Origin of the sequence: Sulfurimonas sp. ST-25 (genome assembly GCF_048079205.1) — a bacterium.
Classification (GTDB): domain Bacteria; phylum Campylobacterota; class Campylobacteria; order Campylobacterales; family Sulfurimonadaceae; genus Thiomicrolovo; species Thiomicrolovo sulfuroxydans.
In genome coordinates, this window is the sequence record NZ_CP182225.1 from 398,563 (window position 1) to 415,935 (window position 17,373).

A 17,373-nucleotide genomic window follows, 5' to 3' on the forward strand; every position below is an offset into this window, starting at 1 on the left:
TTCAGTCCCGATGGGTATAATAACGGCTATGAAAGATTCCGCAAGCTACCAAAAGAAGAAGCGTTTTTTCGAGGGGATGATCACCCTTTACGGCCGCAATGCCGTGGAGGAGGTCCTGGATGATAACGCGGTCGAGATCCATGCGCTCCACCTGGCCGAGTCGAACCAGCAAGAGGGGGTGATCGACCGTATCACCGCCAAAGCCCGTGCACGGGATGTGGAGATCAAGTACCACTCCAAAGCGGCGCTGTCGCGCATATCACGGAATGCGAAACAGGATCAGGGGGTCGCCCTCGATGTCATTGCGCCGTCCTATCAAAGCGCAGAAGCGCTGCTGGAATCGCCTGCGTCAAGCGGCCGGCTTCTGGCACTCGACGGCATCCACAACCCGCAGAACCTCGGGATGATCATCCGTTCGGCGGCGGCCGGGAACATCGACGGGATCCTGCTGCCCAAACAGGGCAGCGCCAAACTCTCTCCCCTGGTCATGAAAGCGAGCGCAGGGACGCTTTTCAAGCTGCCGATCTACTACTGCGATACGCTCCCGGAGATCCTGGAGACACTGCAGGCGCAGGGGTGGAGTATTTTTGGCCTCTCCTCCCACGCCGACGCGACGCTGCACACCCTTGCCGTGCCGGCGAAGACGGTCTTCGTGCTGGGCAATGAGAGCGAGGGAATGAGCGACGCCGTGGCGGCACGCTGCAATGCACGGTTGGCTATCCCGATGCAGCGGGGGGTCGAATCGCTCAATGTCGCCGTGACGGCGGCGCTGCTGGCATTTTTGCCGGCTGGGGAGTGAGCGCATGGGACGGGTGTTGCTGGGACTGCTCCTGCTCTGTCTGGGGGCAATGGCGGAGAGCCAGTTCGAGACGGGGATGGAGCATTACCGTCAGGGAGACTACCCCACAGCGTTCGAGATTTTCAAGGCCGCGTACGAGGCGACAGAGGATGAAGACGCGGCCTACATGCTTGCCAGGATGTACGAAAAAGGGGAGGGGGTCGACGCCGACCGCGCCAAGGCGGACAGATGGTACCGCCGTTCGGCGCGGCGCTACTTCGAGGCGGCGGCAGACTCCTCACTGCACCGGGAGAACAAACGGCTGCTTTCGACCTACCGCGAACTCGACCCGGTCGAGGACAACGAGACCGCCGAGACGATCCGCAAAAGCATCATTGCCGATTTCGGCCTGAAGACCTTTCACGAGAACTACCTGCTTCCTTTCGGATACCGTGAAGGCGTGTATGACAGCTATGTGCCTTCGGACCATTACAAGAACATCGAAGCGGAACTGCAGTTGAGCTTCCGCCTCGACTTCCTTCCCAACCTATTCGGCCTGAACGAGACCTATTCGGCTGCCTACACCCAGCGCTCTTTCTGGCAGGTCTATGCCGGCTCTGCGCCCTTCCGGGAGACGAACTACCAGCCCGAACTCTTTGTCACCTTTCCGACGGCGTCGCACAAAGTGCCGATCAAGTCGGTCGCAGTCGGGTTTGCCCACCAGTCCAACGGACAGGGGAACATTACCCAGCAGGACCTCGGCGATATCAACGTCAGCAACCCCGGTGCCCTTACCCCCTATCTGCGCAACCGTTCGCGTTCGTGGAACTACGCCTGGACGGAGGCCGTTTTCCAGACGGGCAGCCTCTTTACGGCGCTGAAGTTCTGGTACCGTTTCAAAGAGAGCGAAGAGGATGACAACCCGGACCTGACCGATTACCTTGGGTACGGCTCGGTGCGCCTGGTACTGCCCTACGGTAAAAGCATGACAAGTCTTCTGCTGCGGCACAATTTCGTGACGGGCAAGGGAGCGCAGCAGCTGATCTGGACCTATCCGCTCTCGCACCGCGAGAACGTCTTCTGGTGTCTGAAAGCCTTCACCGGCTACGGCGAGAGCCTCATCGACTACAACAACTACGTGACGAAGTTTTCGATCGGGTTCAGCTTTTCGCGCTAGCGGCGCCTAGGAGAACATGATCTCGTAGGGGCGGCGGATCGCTTCGACGACCTCGCCGACGCTCATATGGCGGCTTTTGCGCAGGAACTCCCGGCCGTCGAGAAAGACGAGGAGGGTCGGGATCGCGAAGACGCTGTAGTGCGAAGCGATCTCGGGGGATTCGGAGATATCGATACTGACGATCTCGACGGCGTCGAAGTTGGTTTCGATCGCGTCGACGAGTTTGGGCTTGAGGGCGTGGCAGACGTTGCAGGTCGGTGCGCTGAAATAGAGCATGACCGCCGGTTTTTCCCGGAGGATGTTTTCGATCTCTGTGAGTGTTTGCATAACCGAATTTTACCATGCCTTAGCACGGTTTATCTGTGCACGCCTTGCAAGAAGTGCTCTCGGAGTGCGGGCTCTCCGCCGAGGATGCAGCGAAGCGGAATTTCGCAACGCAGTGAGGACAAAACATAGCGTTAGCGTAGGCAGCCGGGCTTTTGCTCGGGAGCCGTTATGACTTATAGGATATCGAAGACCGCTTCGCGCTTGCCCTTTTTCTCCAGAATCTCCCGGCAGGCGAGGCCGGGGATCTGCGAAGCGAGCAGGGCATCAACTGTCTCATAGCGCTGCTGAGAGAGGTGGCGCAGTACGATGCCGCGGTACGCCTTCGCCCAGTGGCTCACCACTTTCCCCTCTTTCATGAACTTCATCGTTGTGACCGGCCGGGAGGGTTTGAAGAACTTGTCGTAGTAGCCTGCCCGCAGGTCGAGGATCTCGCCGTCGCCGATCAGGGCGTCGAGCGCGGCGTTAAACGCATCCTTATAATAGCGTTCGGGCGCGATGTCGCCGACCGTGTTGCCCTGCTTTACTTTATAGGTGGGGATGAGGTCGCCGCCGCGCAGCGGGCCGAAGAGGTTGGAGAAGATGACGAGCCGTTCCTGCAGATAGGCGCTCGCTTCCGTGTCGAGGGAGGGGTAATCGAGGTAGTCGTAGGCGACGCCGTCGTAGCGTTCAACGGCGGGCATGGTCGGTGCGCTGTAGAGGTCGGCGATATAGGCCCGGGCGTCCTCGGCTTTTTTCAGACCGAAAAGGGCGAGCACAGCATCCTGGTCCTGGCCGTTAACCAGGCGGTTGTAGGCATCGAGGATGGGGCCGCGGTCCGCCAGACCGAAGAGGAGATGTTCCTCGCTGAGGTTGGCGGAACTGCCGCCGGCGCGTTTTCCTTCGGAGGGGGAGAAGAGGGTGTAAATCATGCTGAAATCTCTTTTTTGCATATTGTACAAAATTTTTTCATTTTAGTCTTGACATTGCGTGTGGAATCGACTATAATTCTGGCTCAATTTCAAATACGCCGGCATAGCTCAGCTGGTAGAGCAACTGATTTGTAATCAGTAGGCCCGGGATTCGACTTCTCGTGCCGGCACCATTTCGAAATTGAATTTTCATTTAGAAACAGTGTTAGACCAGATTTAACAGGCCGTGGTGAGATACTCAAGTGGCCAACGAGGGCAGACTGTAAATCTGCTGGTTTTTACCTTCGGAGGTTCGAATCCTCCTCTCACCACCATTGCGGGAATAGCTCAGTTGGCTAGAGCGTCAGCCTTCCAAGCTGAGGGTCGCGAGTTCGAGTCTCGTTTCCCGCTCCACTGGGAGCTGTAGTATAAGTTGTTTACTACTTCACAACTACATAAATAGTTTTTAGTTTCCCATTATTACTTTATCGATTACATGCCCAGTTAGCTCAGAGGTAGAGCACTTCCTTGGTAAGGAAGAGGTCGGCAGTTCAATTCTGCTACTGGGCTCCACGGAACGTTTGGGTACGTTTCACTGTAATGCCAAAGTAATAATTGGAGCCTAAAAAGCTATTTTGTACGCTTTATCTGGTATAATTCCGTTTCCATTAATTCTTAAAGTCGGAGGACACAATGGCAAAAGAAAAATTTGAACGTACGAAACCGCACGTTAACATCGGTACCATCGGTCACGTTGACCACGGTAAAACTACACTGACTGCTGCGATCACAGCGGTACTCGCTACTAAAGGTGAAGCGGAGCTGATGGACTACGATCAGATCGACAACGCACCGGAAGAGCGCGAACGCGGTATTACGATCGCAACGTCTCACGTTGAATACGAAACAGACAACCGCCACTATGCGCACGTTGACTGTCCGGGCCACGCCGACTACGTTAAGAACATGATTACGGGTGCGGCACAGATGGACGGTGCGATCCTCGTTGTTTCTGCAGCTGACGGCCCGATGCCGCAAACACGTGAGCACATCCTCCTCTCTCGCCAGGTCGGTGTCCCTTACATCGTTGTCTTCATGAACAAAGAAGATATGGTTGACGATGAAGAACTCCTCGAGCTCGTCGAGATGGAAATCCGCGAACTGCTCGACCAGTACGAGTTCCCGGGTGATGACACTCCGATCGTTGCAGGTTCTGCACTCAAAGCACTGGAAGAAGCAAAAGCTGGTGAAGTTGGCGAGTGGGGCGAAAAGATCCTCAAGCTGATGGACGAAGTTGACGCGTACATTCCGGAGCCGGAGCGCGAAACAGACAAAGACTTCCTGATGCCGGTTGAGGACGTATTCTCTATCTCCGGTCGTGGTACAGTTGTTACTGGTCGTGTTGAACGCGGTCAGGTCTGTGTCGGTGAGGAAATCGAGATCGTCGGTATCAAAGACACTCAGAAAACTACGGTTACTGGTGTTGAAATGTTCCGTAAAGAGATGGATTGTGGTGTTGCGGGTGACAACTGTGGTGTCCTCCTCCGCGGTATCGCAAAAGAAGCTGTTGAGCGTGGCCAGGTTCTCTGTAAGCCGGGTTCAATCACGCCGCACACTAAGTTCGAAGCAGAAGTCTACATCCTCTCCAAAGAGGAAGGTGGCCGCCATACTCCGTTCTTCAACGGTTACCGCCCGCAGTTCTACGTCCGTACAACAGACGTTACTGGTGCGATCACTCTGCCGGAAGGTACAGAGATGGTTATGCCGGGTGACAACGTTGCCATCGTCGCTGAGCTTATCGCTCCGATCGCGATGGAAGAAGGTACACGCTTCGCGATTCGCGAAGGTGGCCGTACAGTCGGCGCCGGCGTCGTTTCAAAAATCCTTGCGTAATCGGGTTACCCGATTCGCAAACTAGGAAGAAACCATGCGTGAAAATATCCACCTCGCTTGTGAGAAGTGCACACGTCGCAACTACCACACAAGCAAAAACAAGAAGACACACACTGAGAAGTTCTCTGTGCGCAAATACTGCAAGTTCTGCCGCGAACATACGGTTCACAAAGAAGCAAAACTGTAAGTTGTTCTCCCGCTCGGGAGAATCATAGGCGAATAGCTCCAATGGTAGAGCGCCGGATTCCAAATCCGATGGTTGGGGGTTCGAGTCCCTCTTCGCCTGCCACATTCCTGATCAATGCAGCCTAGGGGCTTCAGTTATCGCGAATGTCAATGGGTACCTCGAAAAATCTCCGCGTCAGGTTCTTCGAGGTGCGCAAGAGGAATAGAAATGAAATCAACACTTAACAGTTATGTCAGAAACGCCCGCATCGAGCTCTCTAAAGTCATTTTCCCGACTAAAGCGCAGGTGAAACAGGCGTTCATCGCCGTCGTGGTGGTTGTTGCTTTCGTTTCGATCTTTTTGGCACTTGTAGACCTGATCATGTCTTCATCACTGTCAGCGATTTTGGGCTAAGGGAGAACATATGGCACATCAATGGTATTCTATCCAGACCTACGCAGGCAGTGAACGCAGCGTTAAAAACGCGATCCTCAACCTTGTCGACGAGCACAACCTTGCCGAGAAGATCAAAGAGGTCGTCGTCCCGACGGAAGACGTCATCGAGGTCAAAGACGGAAAGAAAAAGATCAGTGAACGTTCCCTCTATTCCGGTTACGTTTTTATCAATGTCGATCTTGATACGCCTACGCAGCACCTGATCCAGTCACTGCCGCGCGTTTCCGGTTTCATCGGTGAGGCCAACCACCCGACGCCGCTGAGCGAAAACGACATTAACACGATCCTCGACCGCGTCGAGAACCGCGCGGCGCCGAAACCGAAGGTCTACTTCGAAAACGGCGAGATGGTTCGTATCATCGACGGTCCGTTCGCGAACTTTACGGGCACGGTCGACGAGTACGACCTCGAGCACGGTACGCTCAAACTGAACGTTTCGATCTTTGGGCGCAGCACCCCGGTGGACATTTCGTACACCCAGGTCGAAAAAATTATTTAATCTTACAAAGGAAAAGGAAGCACAATGGCAAAGAAAGTCATGGGTTATATCAAGTTGCAAATTCAAGCCGGCGCTGCCAACCCGGCACCTCCGGTCGGTCCTGCGCTGGGTCAGCGCGGCGTCAACATCATGGAATTCTGTAAAGCATTCAATGAGAAGACAAAAGACAAAGCGGGCTTCAAAGTTCCGACCATTATTACGGTCTACAACGACAGAAGCTTCTCTTTTATCACAAAACAGCCGCCGGCATCTGCACTGCTGATGAAAGCAGCCGGCATCAAGAAGGGTTCTGACAACCCGCTGAAAAACAAAGTCGCCAAGATCACTAAGGCACAGCTGATGGAAGTCGTCAAGATGAAAATCGCCGACCTTAACACCGACGACGAAGAGCAGGCAGCAAAGATTCTTGCCGGTTCCGCTCGTGCGATGGGCCTCGAAATTACAGAGTAACTGTAACCAATCGAACTATCTTCGACCGCAAAGATAGAAAAAAACTGCGGCAGAATAAATTCAGGAGAATAAAATGGCTAGCAAGCGTTATAAGCAGCTGAATGAAAAAATCGACGCAGCGAAACAGTACAGCGTCGTTGAAGCGGCAGCGTTCGTCAAAGAACTGCAGTCTGCGAAATTTGATGAAACGGTTGAAATCGCGATGAACCTGGGTGTTGACCCGCGCCACGCTGACCAGATGGTCCGCGGTGCCGTTGTGCTTCCTCACGGTACAGGTAAAAAAGTTCGCGTTGCCGTTTTCGCCAAAGGTGCGAAAATCGACGAGGCAAAAGAAGCCGGTGCTGATATCGTCGGTACGGATGAACTCGTTGAGATGATCCAGGCGGGCAACATGCCGTTTGACGTTGTTGTCGCTGCACCGGACTGTATGGGTGTCGTCGGTAAGATCGGTCGTATCCTCGGGCCAAAAGGCCTGATGCCGAACCCGAAAACGGGTACGGTAACACCGGACGTCGCTACCGCAGTCAAAAACGTCAAAGGCGGCCAGGTCGCTTTCCGTGTTGACAAAAAAGGTAACATCCACGCCGGTATCGGTAAAGCAAGCTTCGACGCTGACAAGATCGCGGAGAACGTCAAAGCGTTCGTCGCAGCGATCAACAAGCAGAAGCCGGCTTCTTCCAAAGGCCGCTACATCAAGAACGCTGCGCTCTCTCTGACGATGAGCCCGGCGCTCAAATTTGACGTCGCCGAACTGGCAGACATCAAGTAATTTCTTCCCCTCCGGGGGACGGAAGTCTTGCGTTTGACATCACGGATGCCAGACGCAAGATTTTCACTAAACGAAGATCTGAAATCTTTGGACTGAAGAGAGTTGGGGGCAGCCTGTGCTGCTTAATCGGCCTTTCCCCGCCCCGCTTGAAGTTAAAGTCTGGAAAGGAGAACGAATGACAAGAGCTGAAAAAACGGAAGTCGTCAACTACCTCACCGGTGAATTCGGAAGTGTTGCGGCCGTCGTTATCTGTGACTATAACGGTCTTGGTGTTGCTGACCTCGAAGAACTGCGCGGTATGGCACGTCAAAGCGATGCGAAAGTTCAGGTTGTTAAAAACACCCTGGCGAACATTGCTCTGGCAAACGCAGAGATGACAGGCGTCGAGCTGAAAGATATGAACATCTTCATCTGGTCCGACGACGTTATCGGTGCGGCGAAAGTTGCGGCGGATTTCGCAAAGAAAAACGAGAAACTGAGCATCAAAGCCGGTTACCTCGACAAAGAGCCTGCGGACAAAGCGAAAATTGAAGCTTTCGCAAAACTCCCGGGTCGCAACGAACTGCTTGGCATGCTGGCTGCTACCTGGATGGCACCGCTCACCAACTTTACGATCGGTCTCGATGCGCTTAGAAAGAAGCGCGAAGAAGAGGCTTAATTACTTTTACTAAAACCATTAGGAGATAAAAATGGCTGTCACTAAAGAAGACGTACTCGAGTACATCTCTAACCTTTCCGTTCTCGAACTGTCCGAACTTGTTAAAGAGTTCGAAGAAAAATTCGGCGTATCTGCTCAGCCGGTCGCTGTTGCCGGCGCTGCTGTAGCTGCTGAAGCTGCCGAAGAAAAAACTGAATTTGACGTTATCCTCAAAGACGCTGGTGCGAAGAAGATCAACGTTATTAAAGTTGTCCGCGGCCTGACTGGTCTCGGCCTCAAAGAAGCGAAAGAAGCGGTTGAAACTGCCGGTTCTGTCATCAAAGAAGGCGTCGACAAAGAGACTGCCGAAGCTGCAAAGAAAGAACTCGAAGAAGCTGGCGCTTCTGTCGAACTCAAGTAAGTTTCACTATCATATCGGAAGGCCTTGCCTTCCGAGCTTTTTTCCGGGCGCTTTTGCCATCCGTTTTTGTACGGCTGGCAAAAGTGCCCTTACGTCGTTTATGGCAGGGACGCCTGCTTAGACACTGCACTTACTGAACCGCTTTCAGTAATTTAACTTCATTCGAGGTAGCCTATATGTTAAACACACTCTACTCCGGAAACCGCTTACGTGTTGACTTCGCTAAAACCCCGCAACAGATCGATGTTCCTAACCTCCTTCAACTGCAGCTGAGCTCTTACGAAAATTTTTTGATGATGGATCAGAAGGATCGCGCCGAGAGCGGCCTGGAACGTGTATTCCAGTCTGTCTTCCCGATCCATGATGCCCAGAACCGCATTACGCTTGAGTACATGGGTTCTGAAATCGGTACGCCGAAATACACCGTACGCGAATGTATGGAACGTGGACTCACCTACTCCGTCTCCCTGCGCATGAAGACCCGCCTGGTCCTCTGGGAACGCGATGAGAACACGAAAGAGAAAAAAGGTGTCAGCGAGATCAAAGAACAGTCGATCTTTATCCGCGACATTCCGCTGATGACGGACCGTACCTCCTTCGTCATTAACGGTGTCGAACGCGTTGTCGTCAACCAGCTCCACCGTTCCCCGGGCGTTATCTTCAAAGAAGAGGAAGCGACGACGGCCGGTAACAAACTGATCTATACCGGTCAGATCATCCCGGACCGGGGTTCGTGGCTCTATTTCGAGTACGACCCGAAAGACATCCTCTACATGCGCATCAACAAGCGCCGTAAAGTGCCTGTCACGATTATGTTCCGTGCCCTGGGGTACAGCAAACAGGATATCCTGAAGCTCTTCTACCCGCTTCAGACGATCGAGATTGTCGACAACGCCTTCCTGATGCCGTTTGAGCCGGAACAGTTCGACGGACGCCTGGAGTTCGACCTCCGCGACGAATCCGGCGAAGTCCTCGTCGCGGCCGGCAAACGCCTCTCTGCGAAAAAAGCGCAGAAGATGGTCGAAACCGGCACGACGCGTGTCCAGTACCCGGTCGAAGTGCTCTGCGAACGCCACCTGGCCGAGCCGATCATCAACCCGGAAACGGGCGAAGTCCTTTTCGACACGATGACTTCCATCGACGAGATGAAGCTCAAGAAGATCGCGGAAGCGGGCATTGGCTCCTTCGTCATCGCGAACGACCTGGCCTCCGGCGTCGACAGCTCCATCATCAACGCGTTCCTGGCGGATGCGGACTCGCTGAAACTGCTCAAGCAGACTGAAGAGCTCGAAGACGAGAATGACCTGGCCGCGATCCGTATCTACAAGGTAATGCGCCCGGGCGAACCGGTCACGAAAGAGGCGGCGAAAGCCTTCGTCAACCAGCTCTTCTTTGACCCGGAACGTTACGACCTGACCCGCGTCGGCCGTATGAAGATGAACCACAAACTTGGCCAGGAGATCCCGGAGTACGTCACCGTGCTCACCAACGAGGATATCATCAACACGGTCAAGTACGTCATCAAAGTCAAGAACGGCAAGGGCCACATCGATGACCGCGACCACCTCGGTAACCGCCGTATCCGCTCCATCGGTGAGCTCCTCGGCAACGAGCTGCACAACGGTCTTATCAAGATGCAGAAGGCGATCAAGGACAAGCTCTCCACGATGAGCGGACCGATGGCCGAACTGATGCCGCACGACCTGATCAACTCCAAGATGATCACTTCGACAATTATGGAGTTCTTCTCCGGCGGTCAGCTGAGCCAGTTCATGGACCAGACGAACCCGCTGTCAGAAGTAACGCACAAGCGCCGTCTCTCCGCGCTGGGTGAAGGTGGTCTCGTCAAGGAGCGTGCGGGCTTCGAAGTCCGTGACGTTCACCCGACGCACTACGGCCGTATCTGTCCGATCGAGACCCCGGAGGGTCAGAATATCGGTCTGATCAACACCCTGGCAACCTACGCGAAGGTCAACGAGCACGGCTTTATCGAAGCGCCGTACAACGTTGTCAAAGACGGTATCGTCCAGTACGGTGACGAGAACGTCATCTACCTGACGGCGACCCAGGAAGAGGGGATGACCATCGCCGCGGCATCGAACAAGGTTGATGCAAACGGCCAGTTCGCCGAAGAGCTCATCGAGCTTCGCAAAGACGGTGAAATCATTCTCGGTTCGCCGAAAGATGCAGAGTACATGGACCTCTCGTCCCACATGGTCGTCGGTGTCGCCGCATCACTGATTCCGTTCCTGGAACACGACGACGCGAACCGCGCCCTCATGGGATCGAACATGCAGCGCCAGGCCGTACCGCTCCTCAAGCCCTCCGCACCGATGGTCGGAACGGGTATCGAGAAGCTTGTCGCCCGCGATGCGTGGGAGAGCGTCAAGGCGAAGCGTGCCGGTGTCGTCGAGAAGATCGACGCCCGCCACATCTACGTCATCAGCAAGGACGAAGAGGGTGCGGTCATCGACTACTACCCGCTGCAGAAGAACCTGCGTACCAACCAGAATACGACCTTCGGCCAGAAGCCGATCGTCAAGGTCGGCGAGCACGTCGAAGCAGGCCAGGTTATTGCCGACGGTCCGAACATGGATCAGGGTGAACTTGCCCTCGGCCAGAATGCCCTCGTCGCATTCATGCCGTGGAACGGTTACAACTTCGAGGATGCTATCGTCATCTCCGAGAAACTGATCCGCGAAGATGCGTATACCTCCGTCCACATCTATGAAAAAGAGGCGGAAGCGCGCGAACTGAAGCACGGTGTCGAAGAGATCACCCGCGACATCCCTAATGTCCGTGACGAGGACCTCGCGCACCTGGACGAAAGCGGTATCGTCAAGATCGGTACTTATGTCAACGGCGGCATGATCCTCGTCGGTAAGGTCTCTCCGAAGGGCGAAGTGAAGCCGACGCCGGAAGAGCGCCTCCTGCGGGCCATCTTCGGTGAAAAAGCGGGCCATGTTGTCAACAAGTCGCTCTACTGCCCGCCGAGCATGGAAGGTGTCGTCGTCGACGTCAAGGTCTTTACGAAAAAAGGCTATGACAAAGATCCGCGTACCCTCGAGATGGAAAAAGCGGAGCGCGACGAGCTCGAGCGCGAGCACTACGACCGCCTGCTCATGATCGACAAAGAGGAGATGATGCGTGTCGTCTCCCTGCTGACGAAGTCGCCGCTGGAAAGCGATGTAACGGCGAACGGTACATCTTACAGCGCCGGTGACCTGATCAAGGCGGAAGACCTTGAGAACGTCAACCGCTTCGCGATGAACAACATCGTTAAAGCGTACAGCGAAGAGGTCCAGGCGAAGTACAATAAGACGAAGAACCACTTCCAGAAAGAGAAGAAGAAGTTCCGCGACGAGCACGAAGAGAAGCTGACGATCCTTGAAAAAGACGACATCCTCCCCAACGGCGTCGTCAAGTACGTCAAGGTCTACATCGCGACGAAGCGCAAGCTGAAAGTCGGGGACAAGATGGCCGGTCGTCACGGGAACAAGGGTATCGTCTCCACGATCGTCCCGGAAGTCGACATGCCGTATATGGCCAATGGCCGTTCCGTCGACGTCTGTTTGAACCCGCTGGGGGTTCCGTCGCGTATGAACATCGGTCAGATCCTTGAGATGCACCTTGGGATGGTCGGGCGTGAACTCGGCTACCAGCTCCAGGAACAGTTCGAACAGGAGCAATCAAACCTGATCGCTACCCTGCGCGGTAAACTCTCCGAGATTGCAAGCGCAGCTCGCCTGATGAAACTCGAGGATGCCGTTGCCAAGATGAGCGACGACGAAATCCTGAAATTCGGCCGTGACTGGGCGAAGGGCGGGGTCCGCTTCGCGACACCTATTTTCGAAGGGGTCAACGCCGAAGAGTTCGAGAACCTCTTCGCGATGGCGAAGATGGATAAAGACGGTAAAACCGTCCTGTTCGACGGTAAGACCGGCGAGCAGCTCAAAGAGCGTGTCAACGTCGGTTACATGTACGTCATCAAACTGCACCACCTGGTCGATGAGAAGGTCCACGCCCGTTCCACGGGGCCGTACTCTCTCGTTACCCAGCAGCCGGTCGGCGGTAAGGCCCTCTTCGGTGGTCAGCGCTTCGGGGAGATGGAAGTATGGGCTCTCGAGGCCTACGGTGCTTCCGCGGTCCTCAAAGAGATGCTGACGATCAAGTCCGATGACGTCGACGGTCGTGTCGCGGCGTACAAAGCATTGACAAAAGGTGAAAGCGTGCCGGAATCCGGTATTCCTGAAACGCTGTTCGTACTGACAAAAGAGCTGCAATCCCTTGCGCTTGATGTAGAGATTTTTGACGAGGTGGAAGACGATGAGCAAATTAGTGCCGATTGAAGTAACGGAAGAGAATCGCCCGAAGGACATTAAACAGCTGCAGTTCCGCCTGGCGAGCCCGGAGAAGATCCTCTCCTGGAGCCACGGCGAAGTCAAAAAGCCGGAGACAATCAACTACCGCACCCTGAAACCGGAGCGCGACGGCCTTTTCTGTGCCAAGATCTTCGGTCCGGTCCGCGATTACGAGTGTCTCTGCGGCAAATACAAGAAGATGCGCTACAAGGGTGTCGTCTGTGAGAAGTGTGGCGTTGAAGTCACGACTTCCAAAGTCCGCCGTACCCGCATGGGTCACATCGACCTGGTCACGCCGGTAGCGCACATCTGGTACGTCAGCTCCCTGCCGAGCCGTATCGGTACCCTCCTCGGTGTCAAGATGAAAGACCTCGAGCGCGTACTCTACTACGAAGCGTACATCGTCAAAAGCGGCGGCGAAGCGTTCTATGATGCGGAACAGAGCGCCCCGGTTCTGAAGTACGACGTCCTCAACGAAGAGCAGTACCGTACCCTGTACCAGCGCTACAGCGAGAGCGGTTTCGTTGCCCAGATGGGTGGCGAGGTTATCCGTGACCTGCTCGACGACATCGACCTCGTCGAGCTCTTCTCCGTCCTCAAAGAGGAGATGGAGGGGACCCGTTCCGAAGCGAAGCGCAAAACGATCGTCAAGCGTCTGAAGGTCATCGAATCCTTCCTGAATTCCGGGAACAACCCGGCATGGATGATGCTCTCGGTTCTGCCGGTTCTGCCGCCGGATCTGCGTCCGCTGGTTTCTCTGGACGGGGGCAAGTTCGCCGTCTCCGACGTCAACGACCTCTACCGCCGTGTTATCAACCGTAACCAGCGTCTGAAGCGTCTGATCGAGCTCGAAGCGCCGGAGATTATCGTGCGCAACGAGAAGCGTATGCTTCAGGAATCCGTTGACGCCCTCTTCGACAACGGCCGCCGTGCCAATGCCGTCAAGGGTGCGAACAAGCGTCCGCTGAAATCCCTCTCCGAGGTCATCAAAGGTAAACAGGGACGTTTCCGTCAGAACCTTCTCGGTAAGCGTGTCGACTTCTCCGGCCGTTCCGTCATCGTCGTCGGTCCGGACCTCAAGATGGACCAGTGCGGTCTGCCGAAAAAGATGGCCCTTGAGCTCTTCAAGCCGCACCTGATCGCGAAGCTCGAAGACAAGGGTTACGCGACAACGGTCAAAGCGGCCAAGAAGATGATCGAAGACCAGACCAACGAAGTCTGGGAGTGTCTTTCAGAGATCGTCGAAGGCTATCCGATCATGCTCAACCGTGCGCCGACGCTGCACAAACTCTCGATTCAGGCCTTCCACCCGCGCCTGATCGACGGTAAAGCGATCCAGCTGCACCCGCTCGTCTGTGCGGCCTTCAACGCCGACTTCGACGGTGACCAGATGGCGGTCCACGTGCCGCTCTCCGCCGAGGCGATTGCGGAAGCGAAAGTGCTGATGCTCTCATCCATGAACATTCTGCTTCCGGCCTCCGGTAAAGCGATCGCGACACCGTCGCAGGATATGGTCCTCGGGATCTACTATATCTCCCTGGAGAAGAATGGCGTCGTCGGTTCGAACAAACTCTTCGCCAATGTTGACGAGATCCGTATCGCGCTGGAGCAGGGTGCGCTTGATCTGCACGCCCGCATCCGTACCCGTGTCGACGGACGCATGATCACGACGACGGTCGGCCGCCTTCTTATCAAGGAGATCCTGCCTGACTTCGTCCCGGTCGATCTGTGGAACCGCGTCATGAAGAAAAAGGCGATCAACGCCCTGGTCGACTACGTCCAGAAACACGGTGGCATCGCTGTTACGGCGGGCTTCCTTGACCGTCTGAAGAACCTCGGTTTCAAACATGCGACGGAAGCGGGTGTCTCCATCTCCGTTGACGACGTTATCGTCCCGGAAGAGAAGCCGGAACTGATCGCGCAGTCCAAGGCGAAGGTCAAAGAGATCCAGAAGCAGTACGAAGCGGGTCTTCTGACCGAGCAGGAGCGCTACAACAAGATCATCGACGTCTGGACCGACGTTAACAATACGCTTGCGGGCGATATGATGCATCTGATCGAGAACGACAAAGCCGGGTTCAACTCCATCTACATGATGGCCGACTCCGGGGCGCGGGGTTCTGCAGCCCAGATCCGTCAGCTCGCCGGTATGCGGGGTCTGATGGCGAAGCCGGACGGCTCGATCATCGAAACGCCGATTATCTCGAACTTTAAAGAGGGTCTGAACGTCCTCGAGTACTTTATTTCGACCCACGGTGCCCGTAAAGGTCTCGCGGATACCGCGCTTAAGACCGCGAATGCCGGTTACCTGACGCGTAAACTCGTCGACGTCGCGCAGAACGTGAAGATCGTCGAGGATGACTGTGGTTCCCACGAGGGGATCGAGATCACGGATATCTCCATCGGTAACGAAATGATCGAACCGCTCGAAGACCGTATCTACGGCCGCGTACTCGCGGAAGACGCGATCGACCCGATCACCAACGAGATCCTCTACCCCGAGGGCGAGCTGATCGACGAGATCAAGGCGAGCAAGATCGTCGAAGCGGGCATCAAGTCGGTACATATCCGCACACCGGCGACCTGTAAGTCCGAAGGCGGCGTCTGTGCGCTCTGTTACGGTAAAAACCTCGGAACGGGCGAACTGGTCCGCAAAGGGGAAGCCGTCGGTATTATCGCGGCGCAGTCGATCGGGGAACCGGGTACGCAGCTGACCCTGCGTACCTTCCACGTCGGTGGTACGGCGTCCAGTACCCGTGAAGAGCGCCAGGTCACGGCAACGAAGAAAGGTTTCATCCGTTACTACAACCTGAAAACCTATAAGAACCAGGAAGGCAAGAACATCGTTGCCAACCGCCGTAATGCGGGTGTGCTCCTGGTCGAGCCGAAGATCAAGGCACCGTTCGACGGTACGATCGACATTCAGTCGATCCACGACGAGGTCCTTATCAGCGTCAGCAACGGGGACCAGACCCAGCGCTATACCCTGCGTAAGACCGAGGTCGCCCGTCCGAACGAACTGGCCGGCGTCAGCGGTAAGATCGAAGGGAAGTTCTACCTGCCGTACGAAAGCGGCGCGACGGTAACGGCACACGAATCGATCGTAGAAACAATCCGCGACGGCTGGAACGTTCCGAACCGTATCCCGTACGCCTCCGAGCTTCTCGTCGATGACGGTGCACCGGTCACACAGCGCGTCGAAGCGGGTGCGAAGGGTACGGTCAAGTTCTTCCTCCTCAAAGGGGATTACCTTGAGCGCTACGATGCGATCAGCAAAGGGTACGAAGTCACCGAGAAGGGGCTCTTCGCCGTGGTCGTCGACGCCGACGACCGTGAAGCGAACCGCCACTACATCGCCCGCGGCTCCATCGTCGACATCGACGATGATGCGTCAGCGGATGCGGCGACGGTTATTGCTCATGCCGCGACGACGGAATCGCTCGTCATCGCCGAGTGGGACCCGTACTCCAATCCGATCATCTCCGAAGCGGCCGGTACGGTCAAGTTCGAAGATGTCATTCCGGGCGTCACGGCCTCCGAACAGTTCGACGAACTGACGGGCAAAACGCGTCTGATGATCAACGAATACATCGCGCCGGAGTACAAGCCTGCCATCGTACTCGCTACGGAAGCCGGCGAGCTTATCCGTTATTCGCTCGAGCCGAAAACGGCGGTCTTCGCCCAGGACGGTGCGGACGTCAACGTTGCCGACATCCTGGCGAAGACGCCGAAAGCGCTCCAGAAGTCACGGGACATTACCGGGGGTCTTCCGCGGGTTTCCGAGCTCTTCGAAGCGCGTAAACCGAAAGATGTCGCCCTCATCGCCGAGATCGACGGTGTTGTCAGCTTCGGCAAGCCGCTGCGCGGCAAGGAACGTATCATCATTACCGGTGAAAACGGCATCATGAAAGAGTACTTTGTCGACAAGAACCAAAACGCCCTGGTCCACCCGGGCGAATTCGTTCACGCCGGCGAACGTCTCTCCGACGGTATGGTCTCGAGCCACGAGATCCTGCGCATCCTCGGTGTCAAAGCGCTGTACAACTACCTGGTCAGTGAAGTCCAGCAGGTCTACCGCCGCCAGGGGGTTAACATCGCGGACAAACACATCGAGGTCATCTTTACCCAGATGATCCGCCAGGTCAAGATCGTCAAGTCCGGCGATACGAAGTTCATTCAGGGCGACCTCGTCTCGAAGAACCGTTTCAAAGAGGAGAACGAGAAGATCCTGCGCCTGGGCGGCGAGCCGGCGATCGCCGAGCCGTTCCTGGTCGGTATCACCCGTGCCTCTGTCAGTGCGGACTCGATCATCTCCGCGGCGTCCTTCCAGGATACGACCAAGGTCCTGACCGAAGCGGCGGTCTCCGCGAAGATCGACGACCTGACCGATATGAAAGAGAACGTCATCATCGGTCGTACGATCCCGGCCGGTACCGGTATGTACAAAGAGTTCACGATCGACTTCGACGCGTAAGCATCTCTCTCGCGGGGCTGCCCCGCACCCTCACTCCCCTTTCTCTTAAGATAAGCTAAAATTCAACTAAACTTTAGT

14 protein-coding genes and 5 tRNA genes are annotated in these 17,373 nt (G+C 55.6%); 17 read left to right on the plus strand and 2 right to left on the minus strand.

Going from position 1 to position 17,373, the window contains the following annotated elements; translation table 11 throughout:
* Window positions 1–28 precede the first annotated feature (28 nt).
* Both ACM66T_RS02000 and ACM66T_RS02005 read left to right on the plus strand, forming a co-directional pair.
* On the plus strand, window positions 29–799 hold the full coding sequence (locus ACM66T_RS02000; RefSeq protein WP_231020099.1) for a TrmH family RNA methyltransferase: 771 nt from the start codon (window positions 29–31) through the stop codon (window positions 797–799).
* Window positions 800–803: 4 nt separating this feature from the next.
* Window positions 804–1,955, plus strand: a complete 1,152-nt coding sequence (locus ACM66T_RS02005; RefSeq protein ID WP_231020100.1) for a phospholipase A — start codon at window positions 804–806, stop codon at window positions 1,953–1,955.
* A gap of 6 nt (window positions 1,956–1,961) precedes the next feature.
* Here ACM66T_RS02005 and ACM66T_RS02010 read toward each other — a convergent pair whose 3' ends face one another.
* Together ACM66T_RS02010 and ACM66T_RS02015 are read right to left on the minus strand one after the other, a co-directional pair.
* Window positions 1,962–2,282 (minus strand): thioredoxin family protein, encoded by a 321-nt coding sequence (locus tag ACM66T_RS02010; RefSeq protein WP_231020102.1) that lies wholly within the window; start codon window positions 2,280–2,282, stop codon window positions 1,962–1,964.
* A 173-nt stretch (window positions 2,283–2,455) separates the two neighbouring features.
* On the minus strand, window positions 2,456–3,211 hold the full coding sequence (locus ACM66T_RS02015; protein WP_416768725.1) for a YaaA family protein: 756 nt from the start codon (window positions 3,209–3,211) through the stop codon (window positions 2,456–2,458).
* Between the two features lie 76 nt (window positions 3,212–3,287).
* Between ACM66T_RS02015 and ACM66T_RS02020 the strand changes: the two genes are divergently transcribed.
* The 15 genes from ACM66T_RS02020 to rpoC all read left to right on the plus strand — a co-directional run bounded on the left by ACM66T_RS02020 (window position 3,288) and on the right by rpoC (window position 17,295).
* Window positions 3,288–3,363: transfer RNA gene (locus ACM66T_RS02020), tRNA-Thr, on the plus strand.
* 55 nt (window positions 3,364–3,418) lie between these two features.
* Window positions 3,419–3,504 (plus strand) — tRNA-Tyr (locus tag ACM66T_RS02025).
* Window positions 3,505–3,506: 2 nt separating this feature from the next.
* Window positions 3,507–3,583 (plus strand) — tRNA-Gly (locus ACM66T_RS02030).
* Window positions 3,584–3,667: 84 nt separating this feature from the next.
* Window positions 3,668–3,742 (plus strand) — tRNA-Thr (locus ACM66T_RS02035).
* Between the two features lie 120 nt (window positions 3,743–3,862).
* Window positions 3,863–5,062, plus strand: a complete 1,200-nt coding sequence (gene tuf, locus ACM66T_RS02040; protein WP_416768726.1) for an elongation factor Tu — start codon at window positions 3,863–3,865, stop codon at window positions 5,060–5,062.
* 34 nt (window positions 5,063–5,096) lie between these two features.
* The gene (gene rpmG / locus ACM66T_RS02045; protein WP_231020107.1) at window positions 5,097–5,249 is read left to right on the plus strand and encodes a 50S ribosomal protein L33; all 153 of its coding nucleotides are present in this window, start codon (window positions 5,097–5,099) and stop codon (window positions 5,247–5,249) included.
* A gap of 26 nt (window positions 5,250–5,275) precedes the next feature.
* Window positions 5,276–5,351 (plus strand) — tRNA-Trp (locus ACM66T_RS02050).
* A 105-nt stretch (window positions 5,352–5,456) separates the two neighbouring features.
* Complete coding sequence (gene secE / locus ACM66T_RS02055) at window positions 5,457–5,642, plus strand: preprotein translocase subunit SecE (RefSeq protein ID WP_231020109.1); 186 nt, start codon at window positions 5,457–5,459, stop codon at window positions 5,640–5,642.
* A 10-nt stretch (window positions 5,643–5,652) separates the two neighbouring features.
* Window positions 5,653–6,183 (plus strand): transcription termination/antitermination protein NusG, encoded by a 531-nt coding sequence (gene nusG, locus ACM66T_RS02060; protein WP_231020111.1) that lies wholly within the window; start codon window positions 5,653–5,655, stop codon window positions 6,181–6,183.
* Between the two features lie 24 nt (window positions 6,184–6,207).
* A complete protein-coding gene (gene rplK, locus ACM66T_RS02065; RefSeq protein WP_231020113.1) occupies window positions 6,208–6,633 on the plus strand; it encodes a 50S ribosomal protein L11 in 426 nt (141 codons plus the stop codon).
* 73 nt (window positions 6,634–6,706) lie between these two features.
* On the plus strand, window positions 6,707–7,402 hold the full coding sequence (gene rplA, locus ACM66T_RS02070) for a 50S ribosomal protein L1 (RefSeq protein WP_231020115.1): 696 nt from the start codon (window positions 6,707–6,709) through the stop codon (window positions 7,400–7,402).
* Window positions 7,403–7,577: 175 nt separating this feature from the next.
* Window positions 7,578–8,060, plus strand: a complete 483-nt coding sequence (gene rplJ, locus ACM66T_RS02075) for a 50S ribosomal protein L10 (protein ID WP_231020117.1) — start codon at window positions 7,578–7,580, stop codon at window positions 8,058–8,060.
* A 31-nt stretch (window positions 8,061–8,091) separates the two neighbouring features.
* Entirely contained in the window at window positions 8,092–8,460 is a 369-nt protein-coding gene (gene rplL, locus ACM66T_RS02080) for a 50S ribosomal protein L7/L12 (RefSeq protein WP_231020119.1), read from the plus strand.
* A gap of 176 nt (window positions 8,461–8,636) precedes the next feature.
* The gene (rpoB, locus tag ACM66T_RS02085; protein ID WP_231020121.1) at window positions 8,637–12,809 is read left to right on the plus strand and encodes a DNA-directed RNA polymerase subunit beta; all 4,173 of its coding nucleotides are present in this window, start codon (window positions 8,637–8,639) and stop codon (window positions 12,807–12,809) included.
* On the plus strand, window positions 12,787–17,295 hold the full coding sequence (gene rpoC, locus ACM66T_RS02090; protein WP_416768727.1) for a DNA-directed RNA polymerase subunit beta': 4,509 nt from the start codon (window positions 12,787–12,789) through the stop codon (window positions 17,293–17,295). The genes rpoB and rpoC overlap by 23 nt, the downstream gene beginning before the upstream one ends.
* Window positions 17,296–17,373: the final 78 nt, after the last annotated feature.